This is a genomic window from Tepidanaerobacter sp. EBM-49 (assembly GCF_001896645.1).
Taxonomy (GTDB): Bacteria; Bacillota; Thermosediminibacteria; order Thermosediminibacterales; family Tepidanaerobacteraceae; genus Tepidanaerobacter; species Tepidanaerobacter syntrophicus.
Genome location: NZ_MPPE01000041.1, coordinates 44,686 through 63,732, shown reverse-complemented (window position 1 = coordinate 63,732; position 19,047 = coordinate 44,686). Strand labels below are relative to the sequence as shown.

Here is a 19,047-nt window from a genome sequence, read left to right as displayed (position 1 = left end):
TCCTCCTAAAAATTATTTTAACTTTACTATAAGCTCAACTTCGCAAGTAGCATCCATAGGGAGCTGATTTACGCCAACAGCTGAACGAGCATGAGCTCCTGCTTCTCCGAAAATCTCGCCTATCAATTCAGAAGCACCGTTTATAACTTTTGGCTGCTGGTTGAATCCATCTGCACTATTTACAAACCCAACTACTTTAACTACTTTTTCCACATTATCAAGGCTGCCTGCCAAAGACTTAACAATACTTAGGCAGTTTAATGCACATATCTTTGCCGCTTCATAAGCTTCTTCAACCGATACCTCTTTACCAGCTTTGCCCTTGTACTTCAGTTCGCCGCCTACAAAAGGTATCTGGCCGGCAGTATAAATATATTTGTCGACTTTAACGCCGGGAACATATGCTGCTACGGGTTTCGGTGGCTCAGGTAAGGTAATTCCCATTTCCTGCAATTTTTTTTCAAAAGACATTCAATACACCTCCTTTCAAAGATTAAAACAATATTGTTAAAAACTAACCAATGATAACTTCATCATCAAGGTTAAGATTTCTTTCATTTCCGGAAATGCGATCCTTGCCATATATTACGATATTGTAATGGTTAGGCATGTGCGTCTCATCAAATCCTGCAATCTTCCCGATGATCTCTCCGTTAATTTTAACTTCGTCACCTGCAACAATGACTGCACTTTCCTTAACGGCAAAAAAACCTATGTATGCAATTTTATTTACTACTTCTCCGGGTTTCTTGTCTTCATCTGTTAAAATCATTTCATGCACGTCATTTGCGGCAAGACATCTTGATGGCTGTTGAATAAGATTTAGGCCGCGGTTTTCATATTTTCCGTCTAGCACCACAACAAGATTTCCCTTTAAGGGTTTTTTCTTGGCATATGGATTTGACTTAAACATTTTATCCTTATAAGGATCTCCCATTTTTTAATTTTAACCTCCTCATCATTGATGAGCTATTCTATATTATATAGATTCGACATTATTTCGGAAAATCCTTCTTTTAAATTAAATTTTTTATTCTTTTTTTTGCAAAGTATTTTCAACTGCTTTTTTTACATCATCTATACTTTCCAAGCCAAAGTACTCCATGCAATAATCAGTTGTTGCGTAGAGTATAGGTCTTCCCGGAACATTTAGTCTATCTTTTTCAAATATAAGGTTCCGCTCCTGTAAGGTTACAAGAGCCTTTTCTGTATTTACACCTCTTATAGCTTCTATTTCAGCTCGTGTTATAGGCTGCTTAAACATTATAATAGCCAGAGTCTCCAGTGCTGCTTCAGAAAGCTGAGCCTTTGCTTTTGGCGCAAATACAGCCTCTAAATATGGAAATATCTCTGGCTTTGTTGTAAGTCTTAAGTTTTCGCCAACCTTAGAAATTGTAATGCCATGAGAGGATTTGCTATAAATTTGCTCTAAGCGATTGACGCATTTCATTATATCCTCTTCAGTCAGATCTGTCGCTTTGAGTATGTCTTTTATGCTCACAGGATCTCCTGACGCAAATAAGATGCCTTCGATTATGCCCATGGCTTCATCGATATTCATTAGTTTTATCCTCCCTGTATCTTACAACAACTTTGTCGAATTGCCTATTTTGAATAGCTAAAATACGGTTCATTCTTACTAACTCTAAAATAGCCAAGAACGTTACTACGATTTCAGTCTTTGCTGCATTTTTGTAAAATGAGGCATCAAAATATATTCTAGATTTTACACGTTTTAGAATTCTGTAGATTTCTGATATTTTGCGCGAAACAGGCAGTGGGTCTTTTGATATTCTTGTAATCTTTTCCTCGCCGCGTTTGTTTTTTTGAGCAACTAAAAGGAATTTTGATTTTAATTCATTTAAACTAATATCAGGCATTGAAAAATTATCCTTAAAGATAGGCGATAAATCTTCCGGAGATTTTTTCATTACAAGCCTTTGTTCTTTTTCTGCAGATTTTAAGGCAGCCGATATCTCCTTAAACTGTTTGTATTCAACTAGCCTATTGACTAAGTCTTCCCTTGGGTCAGCTGATTCGGCCGCCTCATCTGCACTTATCGCATCGATGCCTTTATTTTGAGTCTGTAATGGTAGAATCATTTTTGATTTAATACTGAGAAGTGTTGCTGCCATTACCAAAAATTCGCTGGCCGAATCAAGCTTGTCCCTATCCATATCCTTTATAAACTCTAAATATTGCTCAGTTAAATCTGCTATAGGTATATCGTAAATATCTATTCTATTTTTTTCTATCAAATGAAAAAGAACATCAAATGGCCCTTCAAAAACTTCTGTTTTAACATTTAAAGCCATAGTCTCCACCTATTAAATTTTATAGCATTTTCATAGCATCTCTGACTTCTTCCAAGGTTTTTTCAGCTACTACTCGTGCATTTTTTGCTCCTGTATTTAAAATTTCATCAATTATTTTAGGGTTCTGCTCCAACATTTTTCTCTTTTGATGGATCGGCTCCATCCTGGCAACCATTAAGTCGGCCAAGTTCTTCTTGCATTCTACGCATCCGATTTGCCCCTTTTGGCAAGCTTCCTTCAGCTCTTGTACTTTTGCAGGTTCATTAAATACTGTATGAAATGCAAATACATTGCAGACATCCGGATGACCCGGGTCATTTTTGCGAATCCTTGCAGGGTCAGTAATCATCATTTTGACTTTTTCTCTTATTACATCAGGGCTTGCAGAGATTTCTATATAATTGTCATAACTCTTACTCATTTTTCTACCGTCTATACCGGGAAGCACCATAAATTCAGTATAAAGCGCCTCGGGTTCAGGAAACACCGGCTCATAAAGGTAATTGAACCTTCGTGCAATTTCCCGGCATAATTCAACATGTGCTTCCTGGTCCTTTCCGACGGGCACCTTATTTGCTTTGTAAATTAAAATGTCTGTTGCCATAAGCACAGGATATCCTAAGAACCCATAAGTATTTATTTCTCGGGTTTCCAGTTGCTTTAACTGCTCTTTATAGGTCGGACATCTTTCCAGCCAAGATAGCGGTGTTATCATAGAGAGCAAAAGGTGTAGTTCAGCATGTTGTTTTACTTGGGATTGAACAAAAATATTACATTTTTCAGGGTCAAGGCCGACGCTTATCCAGTCGATTACCATCTGCCGGATGTTTTCCTTTATATCCTGTGTATTTTTATACTCAGTAGTAAGCGCATGCCAATCTACGACAACAAAAAAGCAATCATATTCATTCTGCAATTTTACCCAATTAGTAAGGGCACCCATCATATTTCCTATGTGCAAGCGCCCAGTAGGTCTCATCCCACTCATCACTACATTTTTATCCATAAAATATGCCTCCTGATTTGGAATTTAACTACTAAAACCGCAATAGTATTAGGTCTGATAAAATAGACAGACCATTGCTTACAAATATCATTAAAGGATTTAAAATTACGTCTAACAAGTTAAGATATATTAGGATGATTAAGATAAAGGGGCCATAACTTTCTATTTGTGAAAACTCATATGCGTATTTCGCCGGCAATACTCCCATAAGTATCTTTGAACCGTCCAAGGGTGGGATTGGAATTATATTAAAAACAGCAAGCGTAAGATTATAAATAAACAAGATATAAATGAAATTTTCCAGAATGCCATTATGAAGGATATCCAATTTTAGTATCACCATACTGGCAAACGCCAATAAGAGATTTGCAATTGGACCTGCTACAGAAACTAACATCATGCCTTTTTTAGGTTCCTTATAATAATTAGGATTTATCTCAACAGGCTTAGCCCACCCAAATTTAAAAAGCCATAACATTAAGAGGCCTATCGGATCTAAGTGAGCCAGCGGGTTTAGTGATAGTCTTCCCTGCCATTTAGGCGTCGGATCACCTAAAGAGTACGAGACTCTTGCATGGGCATATTCATGAAAGGTTATTGCAAGCAATAAAGCTGGAATTCTAAGTAGCATCTCGGGTCCTAAAAAATTTGTCATAACAATCAATTATCGCCTTTCTTATTATATTTTATTGCTTTAGACACATTATATCAAACAATATACTACTACTGCAATTAAGATAAAATATATTGTGGTAGCCTACGATATATTTAAAATATAAGTTGTGAGCCTTAAACCTAATTATAAAAAAATATAAAGATAAAAGCAAGAAAAACAGGTAAACGAAAAAAGTGTGCATGAGCACACTTTTTTAAGAATCGATAATTTATCTAAACACTTGCAGAAAACGCTTTAGCTGCGCTAGGCAGCGAAATATCATAACTTAGTAAATCCTCATATGTTTGTCTGCGCACAACCAGCCGCGCTGTTTTGTTCCTTACGAAAATTACCGCAGGTCTTGGCAGCATATTATAATTGCTTGCCATAGAATAGTGATATGCACCTGTTGTAAAGACAGCTAATATATCGCCGGGAGCAATTTTAGGCAAATCTATGTCCCAAATTAACATGTCGCCAGATTCGCAACATTTTCCGGCAATAGAAACAGTTTCCTCGGCCGGCCATTTTGCTTTATTTGCAATAGCAGCTGAGTACTTTGCATTATAAAGGGCAGGTCGTATATTATCACTCATTCCGCCATCTACACTGACATATTTTCTAATTCCTGGGATATTCTTTATGGCGCCTATAGTATATAAAGTGACGCCGGCTTCTCCAACTATCGCTCTTCCCGGTTCTATTAATATCTTGGGTGCGGATAGATTATATTTTTCACAGGATTCTATAACCGATTCAACAAGAGTTTCAAGATAGTCTCTTACTTCTAAAGGCTTATCTTCTTCTGTGTATCTTACACCGAATCCACCGCCAAAATCTATCTCTTGGGTCTTAAATCCATATTTTTCTTCAACCATCTTTGCAAAATGCACCATTATATCAGCTGCTTCTCTAAAGGGCTCTTTTTCAAATATTTGTGAGCCTATATGGCAGTGAAATCCCATCAATTTTACATTTTTAATGCTTAGTGCATTTTCTATGGCCATAAAAGCATGTCCATTTTCTAAACCAAAGCCAAATTTGGAATCAATTTGACCTGTCTTTATATAATCATGAGTGTGTGCCTCGATTCCGGGCGTGAGGCGAAGAAGTATTTTTACTTTTCTGCCTGAAAGTTTACTGGTAATATCTCTTAGCAGCTCCAACTCATAGAAATTATCCACTATTATATGTCCTACTCCATGCCTTACTGCCATCTCGAGTTCATCATAGGATTTATTATTCCCATGGAAGTATATTCTTTTTGCAGGAAAACCGGCTTGAAGTGCCATGTAAAGTTCGCCACCGGATACCACATCTAAGCTTAATCCTTCTTCTTCTATTAATTTACACATTTCAACAGTAAGAAAAGCTTTTCCGGCATATATCACATCACTGTTTTTATATAAACTATTTAAATTTTCCTTATATAAACGGCAATTTTCACGTATACATTCTTCATCCATAACATATAAGGGTGTTCCAAATTCTTTTGCAAGTTCTACAGCATCGCACCCACCTATTTCCAAATGACCAAGTTCATTAATCTTGCACGGTCCATGATACATAGGATTTCCTCCTTTTTAATACAAAAAACAGCCGGGATATTTGCCGACTGTTTTAGTTTTTTAGGCAAATACCTCTCTCTTCCTGAAGTAGCGCTTCACCAAAATCTTAGTTAAATTAAAACTTTGGTGACAGTCTTATACCTATTCGGCATAAGCCCAGCGTGGCTTTGGGGAAACCACACTTCGGCGATGGTCCCTTTCGATTTGTTTAATTGACTTTCCCAAGTCTCCACAAATTTACTCTTGACCTATCGCACCTCTACCTCAACTCTTTCTGAGATGAGGTACATATTTAATTTTTTATAACTATACCATAAGTAAGCATAAGTGTCAAGGACTTTTTTAAATCGAATCGCAAAAAGCTAAATGCAATTTTTGGTTTAATTTTAATCAGCTTCAAAGTAATAGCTTATACTACGCCCTCGGATGAGTTTTGTCATATACTTCTTTAATTTTATTTCGTGTTATGTGAGTATATACTTGTGTCGTAGATATATCAGCATGACCCAGCATTTCTTGGACAGAACGCAGGTCGGCTCCATTTTCAAGTAAATGAGTAGCAAAAGAATGCCTGAATAAATGAGGAGTTATCTTTTTTGTTATGCCGGCCTTTTTAGAATATTTTTTTAATATTTTCCAAAAACCCTGACGAGTCATGGGTTTACCTAAACGGTTTAAGTATAATACTTTGCTTTCCCTGCCATTTAATATTTTTTCTCTTGCATCATTAAGATAAAGTTTTAAATATTTTATAGCAGAGGAATTTATTGGCACTATTCGTTCTTTAGATCCTTTTCCTATGCAACGTAAAAAACCGGTTTCTAAATTTATACTATCTGTCGACAGCGAAAGTAGTTCTGAGATTCTCATGCCTGTCGCGTACAAAAGTTCGAGCATACTTCTATCCCTTATGCCTAACGGATTTGACATATCAGGCTGGCAAAATAATGTCTTAATTTCTTCCGCACTTAACACTTTAGGCAGTCTGTGCTCGAGTTTCGGAGTATTTAAATTATCAGCAGGGTTACTGCTAATAATGTGCTCTCTAAACAAAAACTTGTAAAATGATTTTATAGCAGCACAGGTTCTAGATATAGTGCTACCGGCTTTGCCATCTTTTTGCATTAAAAGTAAATATGATACGATATTTGATTGTTGTGTCTCTTGAATGCTTTCAATATTCGCTTTTCTTAAATAGCTTATGTAGCCTTTCAGGTCTTGATTATATGCAGATATTGTATTTTTAGCAAGGCCTCTCTCAACTGATAAATACTCGAGAAAATCGTTTAAAAGGTTTTCCATATTGTCGCCTCAACTTTACCATACAAGCCACCACCACCCGCTCTTAGAATAAGGTTTTGGTTTCGCGCAGCTATTATACTGTTTGCTCTGACTTCCCCAATAACTTGAGCTAATTGATTAAAACTTGCATTTTGTAATACGTTTATTTCTGTCCCGAACTTTGCAACCAGTTCTTTTATGGTCTTTGCCCCTATTCCGGGAATAAACTCTAGCGGAATCTGATAATAGTAAGGTGGTCTATGAGCAGGATGTATTGCATTTTTAAAATCAGATATCATATTTATTCTATCCAAAACGCCCAGCGTTACTTCTTTGCTGCCGCATTTCGGACATATTATTATAGGTGGTTCTTCTGATGCAATATAGTTGCATTTTTTGCAAAAAGTGCGGTGATACTTGCCAAGTTTTGGATTTAGGCCGTAATTTGCTATTATAGCATTATCATTTAATCGATTAATTGCAGAAAAAATGTTTTCAAAATCGGGAAATTGTAAGTTAAGCTTGTTGTATTCTCGTGCTATTTTTTCTAAAGAATGGGCATCTGAATTTGTTATAAAGGTTTTTTCTGATAGTTCATCTATAGTGTCGGCAAAATCTGTGTCCGCACTCAGCCCCAATTCTACTGCTGCAATGCTATTGAAGTGTTTTTCAAAAGCTAGAGAAAGCCTGTCATAACAGCTACCATAAAAACTTTTAAATGGCGTAAAAGCGTGAGCTGGGATTAGCTTGCCGCCAAGTTCGTATACAATTTCAGCTAGATTATCTGCTGAAAGTTTCGCTTTTTGGCAACTTAAAGTTATATTTGTAATGTATTTGGAAAGAACCTTTGAAAATTCTTTGATTTGTTCATAATATGGGAAAAAAGCAATGCTGTGCGCCGCACCTTGTTTTTCAGTAGTTTCGACTTCTGCTCCCAAAATAACTGTAAGCTTGTTTTTATATCTTAAACCTCCGCCAGGCAAAATAGTCAGCAGACCACACTCTACCTGCTCAGCTATTTCATCGAGAACATATGGGGAAGCACAATCTACTACCCCTACAATATCGATGCCTTTATTGTTAATACAATAATCGTAAATATTTTGTAAAGTTAAACTGCGAGAAGCTGTAATCTTAATTGGTTTATTTTTTGCTCGTCCAATGTGGACATGTAAATCTGCAAAGTATTCCATTTTAATTATCACCAATGATAGATCTTGCAAGGAGTAATCCGGTAATTGTTTTTCCGTCGGTAATCTGGCCGTTAGATATTTTTTCAATGGCCTCTTCTAAAGGTATGGCTTCTGATTGAAGATACTCATCAAAATCGGCTTCTAAACTTTTCTTTTCCAAGTCAGTAGCCAAAAACAGATGAATTATCTCATTAGAAAAACCGGGAGAGGTATAAAAACTTATAACGTATTTAATGGCCTTTGGAAAATAGCCAGTTTCCTCCATAAGCTCTCTTACTGCACATTCTTCTTTTGACTCCCCTTCTTCTAGCTTTCCGGCAGGTATTTCCAGTAAAACTTTTTCGATAGCCTTTCTATACTGTCTTACCATTAGTACATTATTGTTGTTATCTATTGCAACTATCGCAACAGCACCGGGATGTTCTACTATCTCTCTTGTAGATTTTCTCCCATTCGGAAGCATAACCTCATCTACGCGAAGCTTTATAAAGCGACCGGAAAAAATATTTTTTGAGTTTAAAGTAGTTTCATAAAAATCCATTTTTGTTCTCCTATTTATTAGTTTCCTTTTATCTTTTTAGCCATGGCTAGCATTTCCTTAGCATGAGCAATAGTATTGTCTGTAATTTTAGCGCCGCCAAGCATTCGAGCCAGTTCATCTACACGCTTATCTCCATCTATCTTATAAACCTTGGTAACCGTAGTATCTCCTGTGCTTTCCTTTTTAATTAGAAAATGAGTATCACCTAAACTTGCAATCTGTGGTGAGTGAGTTACGCAGAGAATTTGATGAGTTCTGCTTATCTTAGAAAGTTTTTCTCCCACAGCCTGGGCGGTTCTGCCACCAATTCCCGCATCAATTTCATCAAAAATCATGCAGGAAATATTGTCAACTTCTGCTATTATGCTCTTTAAAGCTAACATAATACGAGAAGATTCTCCCCCTGAAATAATCTTAGCAAGTGGCTTTAACGGCTCTCCGTAATTTGTGGAGATTAGAAATTCTACATTATCAATTCCATCTTCTGACACAGAAATCTTTTTGCCATCAATTTCTATGCCCTTTGGATCCTCGGTTAACCCCATATGGACTTTAAAATTGACATTTTTCATCCCTAAATCGCTTAATTCCTTTAAAATGTCTTGCTCTAGTTTTTCTGCCACTACTTTTCGCTTTTTGCTAAGCTCCAGAGCGTTTTCAGCTAAGGATCTTTTTATCTGTTCATATTCAATCTTTAGTTCTTTGATTTCATCCCCTGTATTTATAACGTTATCTAATTCCGCAATAGCATTAGCTTTATAATCTAATAGCTCCGGTATTGTTTTCCCATATTTTAACTTAAGCCTGTTTATCAATTCTAATCTTTCATTGATTGTATTGAGTTTTTCAGCGTCGAAATCTACTGAATCCTTGAGTTCTCTTATTGTAAACGAGATATCTTCTAACTCATATAAAATATTTTTCAACGATTCTAAAATATTTTCAATCGGTTTATAGAACCCCTTGATATCCTCAAGAGAATCGATAACTTTGCTCAAATTGTCGTTTATGGAAGGTATTTCATAGTTTTGATACAAAGTTGTGTAAGCAAATTCTAAAGCACTAAATATTTTTTCAGCATTTTCGATGACTTTTTTTTCTTCTTCTAGTAATATATCTTCATCAGGTAATAGTTGAGCCTTATCTAGCTCGTCAATCTCGAACTTAAGTATTTCTTGTTGCTTTGAAAAATCCAGATATTTTTTTTCAAGTGTGCTGATTCTGCTGTTTATTTGTCGATACTTTTTATAAAGTTCGCTTACTTTTTCCTTGGAGTCTGATATAATTTTCGAGCCGAGAGAATCTAAAATATTAAGATGGTTTTTACTATCCAGTAGCGCTTGATGTTCGTGCTGTCCATGAATATCAATTAATAGTTTTCCTATTTTTTTTAACACGCCAACAGGAACAAGCCTGCCATTTACGCGAGCGAAACTGCGCCCTTCTTTGTTTACCTCTCTGCTGATTATCAGAGTATCGTCTTCCGCGTCTATGCCATATTCTGTTAAAATATCTTCAATGGCAGGGTTTTTGTAATCAAAAACTGCTTCTACACTTGCGCTTTCACTTCCGGTTCGGATAAAATCCGTAGAAGCTCTCTCTCCAATGATAAGATTTACCGCATCTATAATTATAGATTTGCCCGCACCTGTTTCTCCGGTTAAAATATTTAATCCGGGACCAAAAGAAATAGACAAATTATCAATTAACGCATAGTCTCGAATAGAGAGGTTAAGGAGCATGTCATGCCTCCTATTTCATAATCTCTTCGAATTTATTTAAAATGTCATCAACGGCCTTTTTAGATTTTGCTATAACTAAAATGGTGTTGTCTCCGGCTATGGTTCCCAGTATTTCAGGCCAATTAAGACCATCAATAGCTTCTCCCACAGCTGGAGCAGTCCCTGAAGAAGTTTTTATTACTATAAGGTTGCCTGCCGAAGCAAAATTTGTTATGGATTCTTTAAAAATTTTAAGTAACCTGTCCGATGAAACTGACATATTTTCAGGTGCTTCCGCGTAGCAGTAACGTCCGTTATCTTTTAATACTTTTATAAGTTTTAGTTCTTTAATATCCCTAGATACTGTTGCCTGGGTGACGTCAAAACCTGCTTTTCTTAATTCAGCTGCTAGTTCTTCTTGAGTTTCTATTGGTTTTTCTTTTATAATTTCACGAATTTTGAAGTGCCTTTTTTGTTTCATTAATGCACCTCCGTGGATGTTTTATGGTATTTATGTAATTACTCGCTCAACTTTTTTCTGAGGACATCATAAAAACTTCTTTCCTTCAAACGGATTAAGCGAGTTAAAAAATTCGACTTTTTTATTATAATTTGATCACCAGGAAGCAGCTTGTATCCTTGCTGGCCATCGACGGTGAGCATAATTTCCGGATGATCCGCCAGAAGCTTTACTTTTATAACATCATTCTCTGATACTACGATTGAGCGGCTGCGAAGTGTATGGGGACAAATCGGTGTAAGCAACAGCAGATTCATATTTGGGTGGATTATCGGCCCGCCGGCCGAAAGAGAATACGCGGTAGAGCCTGTAGGGGTTGCAATAATCAGGCCATCCGCCGGATATGTATCTATGTATTCCTCATTTGCATATGTTTTAAGGCGAATCAATCTTGCAAAAGGACCTTTTGTCACTACCGCATCATTTAAAGCTAGAAACTTTTCCAGCACTTCTCCGTCTCGCACAACCTGTGTCTCTAGCATCATCCGATAATCTATAGTGTAAGAGTTTTTGCTGAATCGTTCAAGATCAGTATATAAATCTGCAAGCTCTATTTCTGTTAGAAAGCCCACATGGCCTAAGTTTATTCCCAGTATTGGTATTTTATATGGTGCCACATGCCTTGCAACATTCAAGAGGGTACCGTCCCCTCCTAAGGTTACGGCAATATCGATTCTTTGAAAAAAGTCTTCAGTTTCTATGGAATGTTCTGATATGCTCAGAACATCAGCAATATCCTTGGGTAGTACTACTGAATAGCCTCTACTCTCAAGCCAATTTATCAATCCGCTTACCAATTTAGTTAAATTTTTTTTATTTACATTAGGATATAAACCAAGTGTTGTCAATTGTATCATCCCCTAGCCAAGAAACCAATAATAAAACCTGCAAGAAGCAAAATAAAGTAAAATATTAAGCGCTTTATATAAGAGAGACCGCTGTTTTTTACTTGCAATATAGAATATTCCACTGTGCGAATCTTTTTTCTTTCCATATCAATTAAAATTAACCCATGCGGTCTATATACCATAAAATACTCTAGCAGCTGTCTCCTTGTTCCGCTGTGTTTAGGTGATGTAACTTTTTTACCGGATTTTACTTCGGCAATATATATCTTATTACCTTTTTTTATTATCATATCTGCTCTTACTGTAATTTTATGAGGCTTGCCATCGACAGAAAGTATATATTCTCTTTCACTTTGTAAATCAACTATTTCAAAACCTTTGCTCTCAACAAATTCAATAGCTTTAAATTCGCTTTTTCGCGCTTTTTCCATCTTTTTCCGCAAGCTGCGGTTCTTTAAAAATCTTAAAATATTAACGGTTATAATTGCGCCGAATATAATACCTGCCATTAACAAAAAAATATAATCCATTTTTTTATCCTATGACAGTTCATTGTGAGATTTATTGACTATAGCTTCAATATCAATAATAGAATTATCCGTCCTGTCTTTCCTAAAATGAGCAAGATACTCTATATTGCCTTTTGGGCCTTTTATCGGAGAATAGGTTAAATTAATTACGTATAATCCGCACTGATTAGCACTTGAAATTACATCAGAGATAGCTCTTACGTGAAGTTTGGCGTCTTTTACCACACCATGTTTGCCTACTTCTTCACGCTTTACCTCAAATTGAGGTTTTATCAAAGTTATCAGATCACCTTCTGGCTTTAAAAGTTCATAAAAAACATTAAATACCTTTGATAAGGAAATAAAGGAAAGGTCTGCTGTAATTAAATCTACCTGCTCTCCGACATCTGTAAGGGTAAAATGTCTTATATTCTTTCTTTCCATAACAATTACCCTATTATCTTCTCTGAGACTGTAAGCAAGCTGACCATATCCTACGTCTACGGCATAAATCTTTTTTGCGCCTCTTTTTAACATGCAATCAGTAAAACCTCCGGTAGAAGCACCGGCGTCTAAAACAACCTTGTCTCTTACGTTTACTGCAAAAACTTCTAATGCCTTTTCCAGCTTCAGTCCGCCTCTGCTTACATAAGGACACATTTTTTGTTTTAGCGCAATATTGCTTTCTACGCTAACTAATGTCCCGGGTTTATCAACTACATTGTTGTTTACAAGCACATTGCCGCACATTATTTCTGCTTTTGCTTTCTCCCTGCTTTCAAATATACCATTTTTGACTAATAAAATATCAAGCCTTTCTTTTTTCTGGTCCATTATGATCAATTTCTCTCCTGCTTTTTTCGCTTAGCTCCGTTGCTCTTAGGCAAAATATCAATATGTAGCTTGTTGTTTAGAATATATAAAAACAGTGCTACATTTTGCACAACTGTTTTTGAATTATTTATAGCAATACTTTTGCCGGCAGCCTTACCACCTACCGTCAGCATAGAAATTAAACCGGTAAGTATCATTTTGATTATAATTTCCTTATTGCTGCCTCCCTGGACCGCTATTTTCACTACTATCGCGGCACCTGCGGCACCACTTATAATCCCGCAAATATCTCCTACGATATCGTTGCAAAAATTTGACACAATATCAGCATTTTTCACGAGTCTCACCGCTTCTTTGCCGCCGGGAGTTTTATCTGCAGCCATAGCATGAAAAGGTGCTTCGTTTGCTGACGCAACAGCTATCCCAATTATATCAAAAATGATGCCAATAGCAATTATAATAAGCAAAATAATCAGCGAAACAATTATATTCACTTTATCTAATAACATTTCCGAGATAAAACTAAAAAAAACAGAGAGTCCAAAAGCCATCATACAAGCTCTGTATACCCATCTGGTTTTTGAACTCTCATTATTCTTCTTAGATTTCTTGTCTTCTGAATCGAGGTTCAATAAATTACCTCCATTTTTATACGTGAGCAGGCGGTAATAGGCAGGGTAAATTTTGTGGCTTAGGTCTAGCAGGATTTCCCCGGCAGACATCTAATCGTTGCCGAAAAGACGGTTCCCCTTTAAGTCCACCGCTGCTTTGTTGCCAAAAACAGGGCTAGATTGCCACTTAGTCCACACTGTAATCCCCTGTCTATCTCCTTGCGGAACAGTCTAGGAGTTTTCCTCACCAAAACCTGACTCTTCCTAGCCTCTTTTGCAGGATGGATTTCAAAGGCAAAGATTTGATATGTGGTTTGGCCAAACCACATATCAAGTAACATCCTTTTTCCGCCCATCCCACTCAAGGCAGGCTACGCTGCACCCAACATTCATCGGATGCAGGTTCACACCCTAAGCCGTAACTTTCAGTATTTTCTTGGAGCCACGCACTTAGGTCTCCGCGGAGGTAGGGTCAACGCCTACATGCCATTGTAGATCGCCCCATCCTCCTTACTCCCAGCACCAGCCCCCGACTGGGCGTCAGCGGCCAGCACCAAGAACTTCATCGATGTGCCCTTGACGGATTTTTAGCCCCGCCTTCAGAGGAGTGGTTTTGACTAGAATACTGCACCGCCTGCTCCTGCTTTGACATTTATTATAACACAAAAAACGCTAAAATTCAATAATTGGAGTTCAGGCCTTAGTGGTCTCGGTTTGCTATAAATTCAATTAAATTCATAAAAAACTCATTATTAGGATAATCTGATATTAGATCTTTAGCTTCGTTCGAAAGTTTATTTACCAGTCTCAAAGATTCTTCAAGACCTAATATGCTGACAAAGGTATTTTTATGATTCCTTAAATCACTTCCTATCGGTTTCCCTAAAATAGATTCATCGCCTTTAACATCTAAGATATCATCTACAATCTGAAAGACTAACCCTATTTTATCTCCCAGATCTTTGAATAAAGAGAGATCTCTTGGAGAAGCACCGGCAAGCCTGGCTCCCGCCCATGTTGCAACACTAATTAATGCTCCTGTTTTGTGGGTGCTTATATAAAAAAGTGTATCTATGTCAATATCCTTCCCTACTGTATCGATGTCGGCAGTCTGCCCGCCCACCATTCCACATCCTCCGGCTGCAATCGATATTTCACGCACTATATCAATCACTGCCTCAGGTAAAATTCCATCTATACCATAATTTGAAGCTATTGCGCAAAAAGCATGCGTAAGCAGCGCATCTCCTGCTAAAAGCGCTATAGCCTCTCCAAATTTTTTGTGACATGTCGGTTTTCCGCGCCTTAAATCATCATTGTCCATGGCAGGAAGATCGTCATGTATTAGTGAATACGAGTGTATCATTTCAATGCCACATGCAGTTGGAATAACTTTTTTATAAGAAAGCCCAAAAAATTCTGCAGACTTCATTACCAGAATCGGTCTTAGTCTTTTTCCTCCCGATAAAACGCTGTAGGTCATTGCATTGTATAACTTTAAAGGCAGCGTATCCTTTTGAGGCAGATAGTTTATAAGCTCATTGTCGATAATCTGAGACATATGCTTCATTTCTTTTTCAAAATCATTCACCTGCTTCTAAGCCTCCGTCAAAATCCTTTATCACAAAATCGCCATTTAGGTCTTTTGTTAAAACTTGTACTTTCCCCTCAGCCTCATCTAAAATTTTTGAGCATATTTTGATAAGCTTTATACCTTCCTCAAAAAATGAAAGCGCTTCTTCTAAGGTAAGATCACCTTTCTCTAGTTGTCCTGCAATATACTCTAATCTTGCTATCGCATCTTCGTATTTGTACTCAGTATTCAAGTATTCTCATTCCCCTCTTTGCATTCCTTTACATTGCATACAAGGCTGCCTTCTGACAACAATATTACAACCATGTCTCCTTCTTTGGCATCTTTTGCGCTTTTTATTATCCTTTTAGAATCAGCATCCATGCAAATACTGTAACCTCTCTTTAGTATAGAAATAGGACTTAAAACCTCAAGCTTATCTATATAGGTATTCAGCAGGGCTCTCTTTTCTGATAAATATATATCCATTACTCTTAGAAGTTTTTTTATAATTTCATCTAATGCAAGGCGGTTATTAATAATATAGGTTTGCGGCCTTTTAAAAACAGGAAGTTTGCTTAAATATTCAAGTTTTTGTCTTTCGGTGCCTATATACCTTGCCATTGCATTAAGCAATCTCAAATTCAGGTGCCTTATTTCATTTTTAAGAACAGCTTTTGAGGGCACCGCCATTTCTCCCGCGGCCGATGGAGTCGGTGCCCTTTTATCTGCAACAAAATCGCTTATGGTATAATCGGTTTCATGGCCTACCGCTGAAATAACCGGAATGCCAGAGCTTGCAATTGCCCTTGCTACTTTTTCTTCATTGAACGCCCATAATTCCTCTATGGATCCTCCGCCTCTTCCAACAATTATCACATCTATGTCACCTAATTTATTTAATTCGTCTATAGCAGCACAGATCTCATCAGCGGCTCCGGTTCCCTGAACTAAAGTAGGGGCGATGACGATATCTACGTTAGGGAATCGCCTTTTTATTACCGTAAGCAAGTCTCTTATCGCAGCTCCGGTAGGTGATGTAACTATTCCTATTTTTTTTGGCAAAAAAGGTATAGGTCTTTTTCGCTCTGCGCCAAAAAGACCTTCCTTGTCTAATTTAGCTTTAAGCTTTTCAAAGGCAATATGCAATGCTCCGATTCCGTCTGGCTGTAAGTCTTCTGCATAAAGTTGATATTCTCCGTTTTTTGCAAAAACGCTTATAAAGCCTAAGACTATTACCCTCATTCCATTTTCAGGAGTAAAAGGAAGGAGCCTATTAGCATCCCTAAACATCACACATCGTATTTGAGATTTTTCATCCTTTAAAGTAAAATACATATGACCAGATACATGATGCTTAAAGTTTGAAATCTCTCCTCTGATATAGACCTGTCGCAAAATTTCATTAGAATCAAAAAGACTTTTTATAATGGTTGTAACTTCGCTTACTGTAAAAATGGGTTTCAAGATAAACCTCCGTTAAGCAAAATCGGTTTATTTGCTTTCATATTCTCTGACTACCGATCCTAAAAGGCCATTTATAAATTTATAAGACTTTTCATCACTGTATTTTTTTGCTATTTCAACAGCTTCATTTATTGAGACACTTGCAGGTATGTCATCTCTATAGAGAATTTCATATATCGCAATCCTTAGAATATTCCTGTCCGAAGAAGCCATGCGATTAACTTTCCAATCGCCGGAATACTTATTTATAATCTCGTCTATAGATTCCAAATTGTTCAAAACACCATTGACCTCATCAAGAACAAATTTTTTCTGTCCTTGATCATTTAAAGAAGGGATAGCAATTTCCATTGCTTCTTCAATTGTATTCTCTCCTACATCAATTGCAAAGAGTATTTTAAAAGCTTGTTCTCGTGCGGTTTTCCTACTCAAAAAAGTACACTCCTCATCTTTTTGCGGAATGAAAAATATTATTTACTTTTTCCCTAATATCTTTGTCGCCACTTAGATATTTGCCAACATAATATCCTATAGCACCGCATAATACAATAAATAAAGTTTTCAAAAATCCGACTGCAAGTATCATTATACCAATTAGAACACCGATTATGCAACCGATTATCTCATTGCGATGCTCGGCCCATAATTCTTGCAAGAAGTTCAATATTATCACCTCTCATTTTAAAGCTTTCGGTTTGGACTGATTAGAAATATTAATTATATTTATCTGGATATCACTTACCGGAACACCCGCAGTAGTTTCTATAAAGTTTTTAATAGTATTTTGAAGTTCTGCAGCTATATCGGGTATTACAACATCATAATTTACAACAAGTTTCAATATTATTGATACGCCCTTGTCTTGTCTTTTTACAATTATAGTTGAATCCTTTATATTCTCATTATCTTTAATAACTTTAAGAACCAAGCTTTCTACTGCGTCAAGCGTAATAGCAATTTTTCCTAATTCATCACTTTTTATTATCGTTTCTCGAACTTTTTTATTTGATTTTAGGCTGTAAAACAAAAATCTTATTCCAATTAGAAGTAAAACAATGCCTGTTGCCAACGCTTCGGTTCGTCCATATAAAAGAGTTAAACCCGCAATTGCATATTCGAATCTTATTGTTTTTAAGGAAAACATAATTACGGCTATAGAAACTAGAGAAAAAACCAAGGAATAAATAGCAAGTAAAAATCTATCAAAAAAATTCATGCATAAAACCTCCCTAATTTAAGTTAACCCCCTGAATTGTTGCCAGGGGGCATATATTATTTACTGTCATTTTCTTTTTCAGCAGGAAGACCAAAGCTTACACCTTGCACATGAATATTTACATCTGTCACAGACAATCCAGTCATATTTTCAATAGCCTTTTTAACATTTTCTTGAATATTCCATGCAACCTCAGGTATCCTCACGCCATAATCCACGATAATATACAAATCAACAGTAACATTTTTATCGTTTACCGCGACTTTTACACCTTTTGACAAATTCTTACGTCCTAAAATTTCAGTAATATCTCCTACAACACCGCCGCTCATACCTGCTACTCCTTCTACTTCTGTAGCAGCAAGGCCGGCTATAACACTAATTACATCATCGGAAATTTTTATAGAACCTTTTTCGCTGTCAAAATTCTGATCTGCGCTCATCGCAAACTCCCCTTTCAAAATGATCTTGCATTTCAAAGTTATTATAACAAGCTGGTTATTTTAATACAACTCCCATGTAACGCATATTAGCATAAAAAGAGGGGTATCCCTCTTTTTATAAACTTTTGCTTGTGAACTATTCACCACTTATTCATTCATTCGTTGAAATGGGAGCTTCTTGGTCAATAACAGTAGCCTGCCAAGTTTACCCAAGCTCTAAGGGTAGTCCCTACCCCAATAATAATTTTTAGCTATGGTTTGGCTATCGCCATGGTTATTAGCAATTTATCTCCCACTTATAAAAGATGGGAGATAAATTGCTAAAGAGGGTCAAATTACTGCTCTATATCTATTACTGCGTTGCAATTCGGGCATTCTGCTTTATTGTCTTCTATAAAATCTTTATCTATATATACTACTTCGTGGCAATTTGGACAATCGACTTCGATAAACCCTTCATCATCGAATTCGTAGTCCTCGTCATCCTCATAATCGTCGTAATCTTCATCATCACCGTATACTTCTGACTCTAACTCGCCAAGATCTTCATCAATACTCTCCATATATTCTTGAGTATCTTCCATCATCACTTCTAGATCATCAACTGCTTCTGCTATATCGCTCATTACATTTATTATTTCTGTTATGGCTCTTTTTGTTTTTGCATCCTCAATATCAAGACCATCTACCAGTCCTTTTAAATAAGATACTTTTAAGCTGACATCACGCATGTTAATTCCTCCTAT

General features: G+C 36.6%; 24 protein-coding genes and 1 riboswitch. All 24 genes read right to left on the bottom strand.

From position 1 onward, the window contains the following. Positions 1-12: 12 nt before the first annotated feature. The 24 genes from BUE08_RS07035 to BUE08_RS06920 all read right to left on the bottom strand — a co-directional run bounded on the left by BUE08_RS07035 (position 13) and on the right by BUE08_RS06920 (position 19,032). A complete protein-coding gene (locus BUE08_RS07035) occupies positions 13-471 on the bottom strand; it encodes a RidA family protein (protein ID WP_059033962.1) in 459 nt (152 codons plus the stop codon). A gap of 43 nt (positions 472-514) precedes the next feature. Further along, positions 515-937 (bottom strand): DUF6917 domain-containing protein, encoded by a 423-nt coding sequence (locus tag BUE08_RS07030; protein ID WP_059033959.1) that lies wholly within the window; start codon positions 935-937, stop codon positions 515-517. A gap of 93 nt (positions 938-1,030) precedes the next feature. Beyond that, the gene (gene scpB / locus BUE08_RS07025; protein ID WP_213995850.1) at positions 1,031-1,561 is read right to left on the bottom strand and encodes an SMC-Scp complex subunit ScpB; all 531 of its coding nucleotides are present in this window, start codon (positions 1,559-1,561) and stop codon (positions 1,031-1,033) included. Continuing rightward, on the bottom strand, positions 1,548-2,315 hold the full coding sequence (locus tag BUE08_RS07020) for a segregation and condensation protein A (protein ID WP_059033955.1): 768 nt from the start codon (positions 2,313-2,315) through the stop codon (positions 1,548-1,550). The genes scpB and BUE08_RS07020 overlap by 14 nt, the downstream gene beginning before the upstream one ends. A gap of 19 nt (positions 2,316-2,334) precedes the next feature. Then, positions 2,335-3,321 (bottom strand): tryptophan--tRNA ligase, encoded by a 987-nt coding sequence (gene trpS, locus BUE08_RS07015; RefSeq protein ID WP_059033954.1) that lies wholly within the window; start codon positions 3,319-3,321, stop codon positions 2,335-2,337. Between the two features lie 31 nt (positions 3,322-3,352). Further along, on the bottom strand, positions 3,353-3,976 hold the full coding sequence (locus tag BUE08_RS07010; protein ID WP_059034344.1) for a site-2 protease family protein: 624 nt from the start codon (positions 3,974-3,976) through the stop codon (positions 3,353-3,355). Between the two features lie 233 nt (positions 3,977-4,209). Further along, entirely contained in the window at positions 4,210-5,544 is a 1,335-nt protein-coding gene (lysA, locus tag BUE08_RS07005; protein ID WP_213995847.1) for a diaminopimelate decarboxylase, read from the bottom strand. Between the two features lie 80 nt (positions 5,545-5,624). Continuing rightward, positions 5,625-5,814, bottom strand: a riboswitch (Lysine riboswitch). A gap of 144 nt (positions 5,815-5,958) precedes the next feature. After that, on the bottom strand, positions 5,959-6,846 hold the full coding sequence (gene xerD, locus BUE08_RS07000) for a site-specific tyrosine recombinase XerD (RefSeq protein ID WP_059033949.1): 888 nt from the start codon (positions 6,844-6,846) through the stop codon (positions 5,959-5,961). Next, positions 6,831-8,018, bottom strand: a complete 1,188-nt coding sequence (locus BUE08_RS06995) for an endonuclease Q family protein (protein WP_286680635.1) — start codon at positions 8,016-8,018, stop codon at positions 6,831-6,833. The genes xerD and BUE08_RS06995 overlap by 16 nt, the downstream gene beginning before the upstream one ends. 1 nt (position 8,019) lies before the next feature. Further along, the gene (locus tag BUE08_RS06990; RefSeq protein ID WP_281795406.1) at positions 8,020-8,559 is read right to left on the bottom strand and encodes an NUDIX hydrolase; all 540 of its coding nucleotides are present in this window, start codon (positions 8,557-8,559) and stop codon (positions 8,020-8,022) included. A 17-nt stretch (positions 8,560-8,576) separates the two neighbouring features. Beyond that, on the bottom strand, positions 8,577-10,301 hold the full coding sequence (gene recN, locus BUE08_RS06985) for a DNA repair protein RecN (protein ID WP_213995867.1): 1,725 nt from the start codon (positions 10,299-10,301) through the stop codon (positions 8,577-8,579). A 10-nt stretch (positions 10,302-10,311) separates the two neighbouring features. Continuing rightward, complete coding sequence (locus BUE08_RS06980; RefSeq protein ID WP_059033942.1) at positions 10,312-10,761, bottom strand: arginine repressor; 450 nt, start codon at positions 10,759-10,761, stop codon at positions 10,312-10,314. A 38-nt stretch (positions 10,762-10,799) separates the two neighbouring features. Continuing rightward, on the bottom strand, positions 10,800-11,657 hold the full coding sequence (locus BUE08_RS06975; RefSeq protein ID WP_059033940.1) for an NAD(+)/NADH kinase: 858 nt from the start codon (positions 11,655-11,657) through the stop codon (positions 10,800-10,802). Beyond that, a complete protein-coding gene (locus tag BUE08_RS06970; RefSeq protein WP_274964091.1) occupies positions 11,654-12,178 on the bottom strand; it encodes a hypothetical protein in 525 nt (174 codons plus the stop codon). Before BUE08_RS06970 ends, BUE08_RS06975 begins: the two co-directional genes overlap by 4 nt. Before the next feature lie 9 nt (positions 12,179-12,187). Further along, on the bottom strand, positions 12,188-12,991 hold the full coding sequence (locus BUE08_RS06965) for a TlyA family RNA methyltransferase (RefSeq protein WP_213995868.1): 804 nt from the start codon (positions 12,989-12,991) through the stop codon (positions 12,188-12,190). Positions 12,992-12,996: 5 nt separating this feature from the next. After that, positions 12,997-13,623, bottom strand: coding sequence for a hypothetical protein (locus BUE08_RS06960; protein WP_059033937.1), 627 nt, complete (start codon positions 13,621-13,623; stop codon positions 12,997-12,999). A gap of 679 nt (positions 13,624-14,302) precedes the next feature. Next, a complete protein-coding gene (locus tag BUE08_RS06955) occupies positions 14,303-15,193 on the bottom strand; it encodes a polyprenyl synthetase family protein (RefSeq protein WP_286680634.1) in 891 nt (296 codons plus the stop codon). Then, entirely contained in the window at positions 15,186-15,428 is a 243-nt protein-coding gene (locus tag BUE08_RS06950) for an exodeoxyribonuclease VII small subunit (RefSeq protein ID WP_059033931.1), read from the bottom strand. Before BUE08_RS06950 ends, BUE08_RS06955 begins: the two co-directional genes overlap by 8 nt. Continuing rightward, a complete protein-coding gene (xseA, locus tag BUE08_RS06945; protein WP_286680633.1) occupies positions 15,425-16,642 on the bottom strand; it encodes an exodeoxyribonuclease VII large subunit in 1,218 nt (405 codons plus the stop codon). The genes BUE08_RS06950 and xseA overlap by 4 nt, the downstream gene beginning before the upstream one ends. A 27-nt stretch (positions 16,643-16,669) precedes the next feature. Next, positions 16,670-17,074, bottom strand: coding sequence for a transcription antitermination factor NusB (gene nusB, locus BUE08_RS06940; RefSeq protein WP_059033926.1), 405 nt, complete (start codon positions 17,072-17,074; stop codon positions 16,670-16,672). Positions 17,075-17,087: 13 nt separating this feature from the next. Further along, a complete protein-coding gene (locus BUE08_RS06935) occupies positions 17,088-17,315 on the bottom strand; it encodes a DUF2273 domain-containing protein (protein WP_373877519.1) in 228 nt (75 codons plus the stop codon). Between the two features lie 3 nt (positions 17,316-17,318). Continuing rightward, positions 17,319-17,858, bottom strand: coding sequence for an alkaline shock response membrane anchor protein AmaP (gene amaP / locus BUE08_RS06930; protein ID WP_273038683.1), 540 nt, complete (start codon positions 17,856-17,858; stop codon positions 17,319-17,321). Between the two features lie 56 nt (positions 17,859-17,914). After that, positions 17,915-18,301: an Asp23/Gls24 family envelope stress response protein gene (locus BUE08_RS06925; RefSeq protein ID WP_059033919.1), complete on the bottom strand. Its 387-nt coding sequence runs from the start codon at positions 18,299-18,301 to the stop codon at positions 17,915-17,917. Positions 18,302-18,636: 335 nt separating this feature from the next. Next, on the bottom strand, positions 18,637-19,032 hold the full coding sequence (locus tag BUE08_RS06920; RefSeq protein ID WP_059033917.1) for a CD1247 N-terminal domain-containing protein: 396 nt from the start codon (positions 19,030-19,032) through the stop codon (positions 18,637-18,639). Positions 19,033-19,047 lie beyond the last annotated feature (15 nt).